10 protein-coding genes are annotated in these 10,001 nt (G+C 64.1%); 5 read left to right on the forward strand and 5 right to left on the reverse strand.

Features of this window, described 5'->3' with window-relative positions:
- Positions 1-99: 99 nt before the first annotated feature.
- Together SZ64_RS00005 and SZ64_RS00010 are read right to left on the reverse strand one after the other, a co-directional pair.
- Positions 100-780, reverse strand: a complete 681-nt coding sequence (locus SZ64_RS00005) for a class I SAM-dependent methyltransferase (RefSeq protein WP_054528941.1) — start codon at positions 778-780, stop codon at positions 100-102.
- Positions 764-2,002: a DUF3419 family protein gene (locus SZ64_RS00010; protein WP_054528942.1), complete on the reverse strand. Its 1,239-nt coding sequence runs from the start codon at positions 2,000-2,002 to the stop codon at positions 764-766. The genes SZ64_RS00005 and SZ64_RS00010 overlap by 17 nt, the downstream gene beginning before the upstream one ends.
- A 201-nt stretch (positions 2,003-2,203) precedes the next feature.
- Here SZ64_RS00010 and SZ64_RS00015 point away from each other — a divergent pair, with 201 nt between their 5' ends.
- Both SZ64_RS00015 and SZ64_RS00020 read left to right on the forward strand, forming a co-directional pair.
- Entirely contained in the window at positions 2,204-4,354 is a 2,151-nt protein-coding gene (locus SZ64_RS00015; RefSeq protein WP_054528943.1) for a hypothetical protein, read from the forward strand.
- A 64-nt stretch (positions 4,355-4,418) separates the two neighbouring features.
- Positions 4,419-5,081 (forward strand): DUF3142 domain-containing protein, encoded by a 663-nt coding sequence (locus tag SZ64_RS00020; RefSeq protein ID WP_241772929.1) that lies wholly within the window; start codon positions 4,419-4,421, stop codon positions 5,079-5,081.
- A 14-nt stretch (positions 5,082-5,095) separates the two neighbouring features.
- Here SZ64_RS00020 and SZ64_RS00025 read toward each other — a convergent pair whose 3' ends face one another.
- Positions 5,096-5,686, reverse strand: coding sequence for a DUF1993 domain-containing protein (locus tag SZ64_RS00025; RefSeq protein WP_241772930.1), 591 nt, complete (start codon positions 5,684-5,686; stop codon positions 5,096-5,098).
- A 56-nt stretch (positions 5,687-5,742) separates the two neighbouring features.
- Between SZ64_RS00025 and SZ64_RS00030 the strand changes: the two genes are divergently transcribed.
- From SZ64_RS00030 to SZ64_RS00040, 3 genes are all read left to right on the forward strand, one after another.
- Complete coding sequence (locus tag SZ64_RS00030) at positions 5,743-6,621, forward strand: SDR family NAD(P)-dependent oxidoreductase (RefSeq protein WP_054528944.1); 879 nt, start codon at positions 5,743-5,745, stop codon at positions 6,619-6,621.
- Between the two features lie 67 nt (positions 6,622-6,688).
- Entirely contained in the window at positions 6,689-7,636 is a 948-nt protein-coding gene (locus SZ64_RS00035; protein ID WP_054528945.1) for an SDR family oxidoreductase, read from the forward strand.
- Between the two features lie 16 nt (positions 7,637-7,652).
- Complete coding sequence (locus tag SZ64_RS00040) at positions 7,653-8,108, forward strand: VOC family protein (RefSeq protein WP_054528946.1); 456 nt, start codon at positions 7,653-7,655, stop codon at positions 8,106-8,108.
- A 261-nt stretch (positions 8,109-8,369) separates the two neighbouring features.
- Here SZ64_RS00040 and SZ64_RS18390 read toward each other — a convergent pair whose 3' ends face one another.
- Entirely contained in the window at positions 8,370-8,744 is a 375-nt protein-coding gene (locus SZ64_RS18390) for a hypothetical protein (protein WP_156313353.1), read from the reverse strand.
- Between the two features lie 987 nt (positions 8,745-9,731).
- Positions 9,732-10,001 (reverse strand): GcrA family cell cycle regulator (locus tag SZ64_RS00045; protein ID WP_241772931.1); only part of this gene is annotated, 270 nt, incomplete at its 5' end.

Here is a 10,001-nt window from a genome sequence, read left to right on the forward strand (position 1 = left end):
GGCCTGAGGCAAATCCGAGATTGGTTAGTACGTCCCCCTCCCCATCCTGCTGTGCAGGACGGAGAGGATCGGGACGTACTAACCAATCTCGGATTTGCCTCAGGCCGCCGGGCGGCGAAGCACCATGGCGCGGGCATAGTCGCGATAGAGCGACGTCGTCTCGCAGGTCAGGCCGTGGCGTGCGGCCAGTTCCTCGCCCACTGCGAACAGTTCCGCGCGCGGGCTAACGTGGAAGCGGGTGAGCCATGCCTTGAGCAGGCTGGCGAACCAGCGGGGCAGGCGTTCCTGCTGACCGAAATCGACCACGTGGATTTCTCCGCCCGGAGCCAGCAGCGGGCAGGCATGGGCCAGCGCCTCGCGCCATGGCGGGATCATGGAGAGAGTGTAGGAAAACACGATCCGGTCAAACTGTTCGCGCCCGAACAGGGCCTGCGGATCGAAAGCGGCGGCATCGCCGAGCGCGAGCGCACAGCGCCCGGCCAGGTCTTCGCGTTCCAACGTGTCGTGAGCCGATTTCAGCATCTCTGCCGAAATGTCGAGGCCGTGGAACCGCGCATCGGGATAGTGTCGCGCGGCCAGTGCCAGATTGCGCGCCGTGCCGCAGCCCACTTCCAGCACCTGCCCGCCGCTGGGCACATCCAGCCCTGCGATCAACCGGTCGCGCCCCAGCAGGTAATATTTGCGGGTCAGGTCATAGATGTGGCGCTGGAACGCGTAGACCGCGTCCATCTGCGCCGCATGGCCCGCACCGGGGGCGGTTGCGTCAGTCGCGACGGACATAGAGATGCGTCCCGCCATAGATGCTGGAGCGGTCCTGCTTCGTCAGTTCGGCCGAGCGGTCCTCACGATAATCCCACATGTCCAGCAGGCCCTGCGCCAGCCTGCCGGGGAGCAGCGAAGGCTCATCGGCCGTGCGGAACAGCACCCGCGCGCCGGGGGCGGCGGTGCGGCAGATCTGGCCCCACAGCTCGTTGAGCTGGCGGTCGGTCATCCAGTCCTGCGCGTCGAGCAGCAGGAACTTGTCCACGCTCTGCGCTTCCTGTTTGAACAGATGGTCGGTCATATTGGCCTGGATCACATCCAGCCGCCCGATCCGCTCGCGCAGGGCGTCGTAATGGCGTTCCTGCAGATAGGGCGGCAGGCTGGCGGCGGGCGTCTTCTCATAGGCGCGACCAAAGGCCTGCCAGGCGAAGTAGTTTTCCGCGAAGGGGAAGTCGCAGGCCAGCTTCTCCAACCTTTCGCGCAGCACGGTGGCCATGCTGCGCCCGGCGGCCAGCTTGTCATACTGGGCGGGCGGAATGCCCAGCCCGAACAGGGATGCCGGGTGGTTGGTCAGCAACCGGATCAGCGGCTTGTCGAAGATCGGCACGAACTGCGCCTCGAAATGGGCGCGCTGGGCCTCGATCCCTTCGGCCTTCAGGATGTCGCGCGGGTTTACCCCGTGCAACCGGGCGAGGAAATGGGCGAGGCCGATGAAGTTGCCCAGCAAGCCATAGCGATAGGCGCCGCGAGCGAAGATGCCGATGCGCTTGCGGCCCATCATGTCGCGCGCTTCCCAATAGGCGCGCGATCGCTCGTCGAGATGCGGGGCGATGTGGCGGCGATAGGCCTCCACATTTTCCTTCGCATCCGCATCGCCGAAGAAGCGACGAAAATGGGCATAGTCGGGCAGATGGGTGACTGCCACGCGCTTGAGATTGCCTAGGGCGACATGGGCGGAATTGAGGTCCACCGCTGTCACCTGTGCAGGGCCTGCGGTGAGATAGCTCAGGGCATTGCAGCCGCCGCTGGAGATGGTGACGAGCCGGTCCCCCTCCTTCACCTCCAGCCCTGCCATATCCTCTTCCGGGTCTTCCCAGATCTGCGGATAGACCAGCCCGCGGAAGGCAAAGGCAAAGGCTCTTTCGAGCAGGGCGGTGCCGTTCAGGCCCGAGGTGCTGACGGCAGCGCCATGGATCAGCTTGCCGCCTGCCGGCGCATCGAGCGATGCTTCGCGTTTCATCAGAGCAATGTCCCGTCTGGCAGGCCGGCCCATGCCGCGCCCGCTTTACGGATGACGCCCATATGAGCATTGCGTGACCCTACCGCGACGAAACCGTTACAGTTTTGCGGATTTCCACAAGCGAGTTTCCCCGCTTCGCCCTTGCCATAAGCGGCCGCGCGCGGGAAAATGCCCGCCAGCTTGGCGCGGAGGAATTGTGTGATGCGGATTGGGCGGCTGGTTTCAGCTCTGGGCGTTGCGGCAGGGGCATGGATGGCTGCCGGGCCTGCGGGCGCGAGCGGCGACTATGGCTGTTCGGTTGGCTGGACGCTCGACCGGGCCGGGCTGGATTGCGCCAATTCCATCGTGATGTCCCCCGGCAACGATACGCGCGTGAACCTGGCCCTGCTGCTGCGTGACCGGGCCGGGCTGGCGGGCAAGCCGGGCGAATATCCGGTGCAGGAATGGGATCAGGGCTTCGGCCGCACCTTCTTTGACTGGCACATCTTCACGCAGGCTTCCTATCCCGAGAGCCAGTGGGAGGATAATGACTATTACGGCAGCCGCTGCGTCAGCCTGAAGGGCGGCGATGCGGCCTTTGCCGGGGCCGTGGCGGCCAATGGCAAGCTCTCCGCCGCAGACCGCGAGGCGTTGCTGGCTGCCCGCGCGCAACTGGCGCCGATCTGTTCCAGCTTCGGGGCGGATTACTGGGTAAGGCAGCGGGACAGCACCAGCGCCCCGGCACCCGCCTGGCCGGTCGGCATCTCCAGCAAGCCGGGCAAGGAATTCGTCTCCTACCTCGTCGCTTCCGCCGCCTTCTATGGCGAAGATTGGGCGGCCGCGCGCAGCGGCTTTGCCGCGCTGGCGCAGGCGAGCGATCCATGGGTGAAGGAAACCGCCCGCTATATGCAGGGTCGGGTGGAACTGAACGCGGCGCAGGCCGTGGCCTTCGATGAGTGGGGATCGTTCTCCGGCGCGGAATCGACTGACAAGCCCGCCACGCAGAGCGCGGGCAAGGCGCTGGCGGATTACCTGAAGGCCTATCCCAAGGGCGCCTACGCCGCCTCTGCCAAGGGGTTGCAGCGCCGCGTGCTGTGGCTGGGCGGCGATCTGGGCGGGTTGTCGGATGCCTATGAGGCCCTGCTGGCTGCAACCGTGCCCGGCAGCGCGCTGGAAGAGGCGCTGATCGAGGAGATCGACAACAAGCTGCTGCTGGCGAAGGGGGCGGAAACCGCCATCGACACGCCGCTGCTGCTGGCCACTTACGACCTCATGCGTATGCGCGGCTCGGCCGAAGAGGATACGGAGGAATTCTACGCCTACGGCCCCAAGCCTATCGACGAGGCGGAACTTGCCGCGCAGGAGCCCTTGTTCAAGGGGCGGGAGGATCTCTACCAGTTCCTGCGCGCCACCTATTCCTTCTACATCGCGGGCGATGCACAGGACGTGCTGCTGCGCATTCCCGATGCGACGGCCACCACGGCCCATTCCGCGCTCGATTTCAGCCGTCAGGTGCTGCGCGGTCAGGCGCTGGCGGCCTCCAATGATCCGGGTGAGGAAGCCTTCTGGCGGCGGCTTATCACCGGTTCCGCCGGCCTGTATCAGCGCCCCGCGGCGGAACTGGGGCTGGCGCTCCACTGGGATCGGGCCGGGCAGGCGGGCAAGGTGTTTGCCGCCCAATCGCCGGTGCAGGACAGCATGATCCGCAAGCTGCTGATCGAACGGTCGGTGGGGCCGGACATTCTGCGCGGTGCGGCCGACAATGCCCAGCGCCCGGTGGAAGAACGCCAACTGGCGCTGTTCACTCTGCTCTACAAGCAGCTTTCACGCGGATTCTATGCCGGGTTCCTGAAAGATCTGCCGCTGGTGCCGTCCGGCGCGAATGCGGATGCAGGGCTGTGGAGCCTGTCAACGGCTGAAACGGTGCCGGTCGGGCTCTTCGCCGCGGGGCGCTTCAGCGACGGCTATGCCTGCCCCGCGCTGAGCCAGACGGCGGCGGCTCTGGCGAAGAATGCGAAGGATGTGAAGGGCCGCCTGTGTCTGGGCGAATTCTATCGCCTGAACGGCTTCGACGATTTCTATCTCGGCGCCGACACGTCCGAGGCAGGCGGGCTGGGCAGCGGGAAGGAATTGTTCCCCGGCACGCCGATCCCGCGCGGCAGCTTCTACAGTTCGATCATCGCCGATCCCGCCGCGGCGCGGGCGGACAAGGCCTATGCGCTTTACCGCGCGGTGCGTTGCTACGCCCCGGCGGGTATCAACAGTTGCGGCGATGCCGAAGTGCCCATCGAACAGCGCAAGGCGTGGTTCAACACGCTGAAGCGCCAATATGCCGACACCAAATGGGCCAAGGGGCTGGAATATTACTGGTAAGGCGCGCCCTTTCCGGTTCGCCGCGCTGGCGGCGGCCCTGCTGCTGGCGGCTTGCGGACAAAGCGTGCCCGATAGCGGAAGGGTCAGTGCCTCTGCCCATGATGCCTTCTTCCTCTGGGCAGGGGTAAAACCCCCGCCCGTGCTGGACAGGGCGAAGACAGTCTATGTGCTGGCGGGTGAAGTGCGCGCGGCGGATAATTCGCGTTTCGTGCCGCTTCGCCCGCAGCCGCCCCGCGCCAGCCATGCCGATGTCTGGCTGGTGCTGCGGGTGGAACGGATCGACTGGACGCCGGACGTCACGCGCCAGTTGCTGCGGGAAGTGGCGCGCTGGCAGGCTGCCGGGGCCAATCTGCGCGGAGTGCAGGTGGATTTCGATTCCGCCACGCTCCACCTCGATCGTTATGCCGATTTCCTGCAGCAATTGCGCGGCGATCTGCCGACGGGAATGCGCCTTTCCATCACAGGGTTGATGGACTGGAGCGCGCATGGCGACCCGGCAGCACTGGCCCGGCTGGGCACTATCGTGGATGAAATCGTGGTGCAGACCTATCAGGGGCGCAGCACCATTCCCGGCTATGAAAGCTACCTCGCCTCGCTCTCTCGTCTGTGCCTGCCTTACAAGGTGGCGCTAGTCGATGGTGGCGAATGGCGTGCGCCCAGGGGGCTGGTGAGCGACCCGCACTTCAAGGGCTATGTCGTGTTCCTGCTGCCCGGAAAGCCTGCCTAGGCAGGCGGGCGGCCTTACACTTCCGGCGCGCTGGCCAGCGAGAAGGGCTGCTGCGGCGTGCCGGTGCGCAGATTGGCCAGATAGTCCATCTTGCCGATCTCCACGCCCATGCCACGCAGGATCGCGTAGGATGTGGTGACGTGGAAATAGAAGTTCGGCTGCGAGAAGCTGAGCAGGAAATTATCGGCCGTGAAGGGCAGGTCCGTCTCGCCGAAAACGAAGCGCATCGGCTTGCCTACCAACTCGTTCACTTCGGCCGGATCAAGCCCGGCAAGGAAGCTGGCCGCAGAGCCGACGCGGGCCTTCAGCCCGGCGAATGTGGCAGGCGGGGGGCTCATATCGGGTGAGAACACGCCCTTGATCGCCCCCTCGATCCCGCCTTGCGCATGCATGGCAAAGCCGCGCACCTGCCGGTTGAAGGGGAACATGTCTTCCGCCAGCCTTGCGCCCATCATTTCCTCTTCGGAAATGCCGTTTTCGGCCGCATGGATCTCGGCCTTGGCCAGCCAGGCGAGCGAGCCGTTCAGGATTTGCAGCAGGCTGGGCACGACGGCGGCGTGGAAGCTGTAGCTCACGGAATTTCTCTCCTGACCGGTTTCGTTCATGCCATAGACGGGGCGGGGCCTGCATGCCAGATACCGGAAAAGCGAATTGGGAGTTGATGATGCCGATCGGAAGTTTCGAAGGAAAAGTTGCGTTCGTCACTGGCGGGGCCAGCGGGATCGGGCTGGGCATTTCCAAAGTGCTGATTGAACGCGGCGCGCAAGTGGTGATTGCCGATCTGCGGCAGGATCATATCGACCACGCGCTGGCCCTGTTTGCAGGCGGCGGACAATCCAACGCGGTTTCCGCTCTCCAGCTCGACGTGACCAATCGCGAGAAATATCGCGAGGCGGCAGAACGGATGAAGGCCGAATTCGGCGGGATCGACATTCTGGTGAACAATGCCGGCGTCGGGCTGGAAGGCCCGCTGCTGGAAGCGACCTATGCCGATTACGATTTCGGCTTCGGCGTGAATGTGGGCGGGGTGATCAACGGCTTCACCGAATTCCTGCCGCAGATGGTGGCCCATGGCCGGGGCGGGCATATCGTTTCCACCGCCAGCCTTGCCGCCGAAGTGGTGATGCCCCCGCAAATGGCGATCTATGCCGCCAGCAAGGCCGCCGTGTGCCATTTCTGCGAAGCGGCCAAGGGTGAACTGGCCCAGCACGATATCGGCGTTTCGATCCTGCTGCCCGGCCCGGTGAAGTCGAACATCCACGAAACCATCGACAACCGGCCCGAACATCTGCGCGAAGGCAGCGGCTTCAAGGCCAGCGAGAAGAAGCTAGCCCGGCGCATCGTGGGCGATAATTGGATGGAGCCGGAAGATGTCGGCAATCTGGTGGCCGATGCGATCCTGAACAACACCACCTATGTCATCACCCATGGCATGTACAAGGATGCCATGCGCGCCCGCGCGCAGGCCGTTCTGGACGCAACGCCTGACCGGATGGAAGTGGTCGACAGCTTCGGCAACTACCGGGAAGAAGGCGAATAGCCGGAAGATTTCTGCCTCGACGGGCCCGGCATGAACCGGCCCGCGAGGCCCACTGGAGAGGAACAACATGCAGGAACTGACAGGCAAGGTGGCCTTCATCACCGGCGGCGCGAACGGGATCGGCTTCGGCATGGTCCGCGCCTTTCTGGCCGAGGGGATGAAGGTGGTGGTGGCCGACTGGAGCACCTCCCACATCGAAAACGCCAAGGCCGCCCTGAAGGGCAATAATGCCGCCCATTTCATCCGCACAGACGTGGCCGACCGGGCCAATCTGAAGGCCGCCGTGGAGGAGGCGCTGGATGTGTTCGGCAAGATCCACGTGCTGTGCAACAATGCCGGCGTGAATGGCGGCGGCACGGCGGACGATCCCGACTTCACCGATTTTGATCGCGTGATGGCCGTCAATCTGGGCGGGGTGATCAATGGCAGCAAGATCATTGTGCCGATCATCAAGGCGCAGGGCGAGGGCGGGCATGTGGTCTGCACCTCCTCCATGGCCGGGATTGTGCCGCTGCCGGGCTTTGCCGCCTATTCCACCTCCAAATATGCCGTGCGCGGCTATGCGGAGAGCTTGCGGATGCAACTGGCGCCGCTGGGTATCGGCGTGTCCTGCCTGTTCCCCGGTGCAACCCGCACCGGTATGCTCCACCCGCCGGAAGACGAGCCTGAGACCGACTTCAACGAGGAAGCGGCAGGCACATTCCAGAAGGCCCTGTGGGACGCCGCTCGCGCCGCGATCGACCCGCTGGATACCGGCCGCGCAGTGGTGGATGCGATCAAGGAAAACCGCTTCCACATCTTCACCAACCGCGAATTCCTGCCCGAAGTGCAGCAGCGCAATCGCGAGATGGAAGAAGCCTTCCCCGTGCAGGAACCGCCGCAGGGCCGCGTAGTGTTCGAGAGCATGCGCGCCGACATGGCCCGCAACCTCCTCGCCACCGGCAATCGCCCCGTGGTAAGGGAAGAGGATGTTCAGGGCGGCGGGCTGGAATTCAGCTCCAGCGAGCAGAACTGACCGATGGAGAGCGGCGATGCGGGTAAAGGCTGTGGTTCTGGCGGGGCTGGCCGTTCTGGCCACCCCGGCTTCGGCGCAGGCGCAGCCTGAAATGCCCGCGCCGCTCGTCTATTTCCACATCGCCGGCCCGGACCTTCCCGCCCAGCGCGCCTTCTATGCCGGGATGTTCGGCTGGACCATCGGCGAGGATGGCAGCCTGACCATTCCTGCCCAGCCGGAAATGAGCGGCATGCTGCAGGTGGAACCGCCCAATCTCGGCCCGGAAACCGGCAGCGCGCTCTATTTCGGCGTGGCGGACGTCACTGCGGCCCAGGCACGGGCCGTGGAACTGGGCGGCGCAGTGGTGTTCCCCCGGCTGGAAGTGCCCGGCGTGGTTGTGCTGGGCATGATCACCGATCCTGCGGGCAACCAGGTGGGCCTGATCGAATGGCGGGACGGCAAAGCCGTGGTGCCCGCCGTTCCGGGGAGCTAGGCCGGGTGGCCACGTCACGGTTCGGCGGGGCGTCAGCTTGGGGCCTTATGTCCATTCGCCACAGCCGTTCATCCTGAGCCTGTCTAAGGACGCGTACTGGCGCTGGCACAGCACGAATTGTGGTATTGGGCCGCCGGTTTCCCGTGCCCTTCGACAAACTCAGGGTGAACGGAGTTTGGGAACCTCCGCACTATTGTCGTCCGGAATGGCGGCATTCGGCAGGTCTGGGGAGGAAGGTAGAATGATTGCTGGGCAATTTGTCTATTTGCCCTGTTCGGCAGGAAAGTACTGCACATCCAGGGAATGCGTTCTAGGAAACTTTCCAGATTGAATATCCTGCAAAAAAATCACCGCCTCGGATTCGTCGCAACGGTTGGAAAACGGAGCAAAAATTTTCTTTTCCGATCCGGCATCACGAACCAGAGGGGGTGGGCATCCTAATTCAGCCATACGATTTTTGATTATTTCGACATCATCGGCCGGCCCTATCAAGCTAAAAGAGAACAAGATCCCCGATCCTGTTGGCGTTGTGACTGGAAGCCCTATCTTTTCGCGTGTCTGTGCATCGGCTGCTGTCGTGATCCCTGCCGCAGCAATTATTATTGCGCTTAACGCAGTAGCTTTGCGTAATTTCACCGATGTCCCCCAATCCTAGTGCAAGTCAGGATATGCGAGATGATCAGTGTCCGCAATGTCGTCTGGTCTGAAAAGGTTGCTTTGATAATTTCGGACGCGAGGTGGGAATTGGCAAATCCGTCATGCTGAACTCGTTTGTGCAGGCACTGCTGCGTTTCCAGGATCCATTCTTGCTCACGAACTGCGGTTCAATCCGGCGAAATGGATTCTGAAACAAGTTCAGCATGACGATTTGTGATGGTTACGCCAACCTCCGTTCGTCCTGAGCCTGCCTAAGGACGCGCGAGTGAGTGGGGATTCTGGTTCCCCATCTTGACAAAACGAACCATATTGGCTATATGCTCGCCCGCCAGTAACCAACTGGCTCCAGCGGCGGGTCGGGGGCGCTTTGCGCTTCGCTCTTGGTTCCTCCGTTTCCGGGCCGGCGTTTCGGGTGAGCCGGGTGAGGTCAGGCGGATAGCAACGCCTCGCTCGCCTTTCACGGAAGCGTCCGCACCTTCTGCCGGCACAGGCGCCGGCTCTCGCCGAATGTCACGGCGAGGGCTGCGCGGTTAGCGCCGGGGGCGGCTCACTTGCGAGCCCTTCGCTGCCCCCGTCTGAGCCGGAAAGGGCCGAGCGGTGAGTTCTCGCGGACTTAACCCGCCATTCGCAGACAAAACCGCGTCACCGGGCTCCCATGCGGGCGCCCCGAAACACCGGCCCGGACCCGTCCGACTGGTTTTCCCTTCCGGCGTTATTCCGCATTCGCCAGCGGAGGATGGGGTGTGTCTGCCTTGCCAGTCATTGCGAGCGGCAAGGCCGCGCGGCAATCCAGAGCCTGCGCGCGAGGCAGTGGATTGCGTCGCTGCGCTCGCAATGACGAAAATGGGCGGCGTGCCCGGCCCGCAGCGGTCCCGGATCAAGTCCGGGACGACGCGGGGATTACGAAAAAGGCGCCCCGGAGCAGATCCGGGACGCCTTTCGAATCGGTATTACTGCCTCAAACCCTTAGCGAACCCGCGGGCCGCCGAAGGGCAGGGGCGGAGGTGGGCGCCGGGCGCCGCGCGGCAGCTGGGCCTGATAGGCGCGGCCGCAATGTTCCACGCAATAGGGGAAGCCGGGGTTCACCTTTTCGCCGCAGAAGTGGAAATCGGGTTCGCCCGGATGGCCCATCGGCCAGCGGCAGACCTTGTCGTTCAGGTCCAGCAGGCTGGTCTTGTCGGCGATTTCCGGGCTGGGCTTGGCGGGCACCTGGCGGCGCGGCGGGGCGGGCGGGAT

The organism is Erythrobacter sp. SG61-1L, from assembly GCF_001305965.1.
Classification (GTDB): Bacteria; Pseudomonadota; Alphaproteobacteria; order Sphingomonadales; family Sphingomonadaceae; genus Andeanibacterium.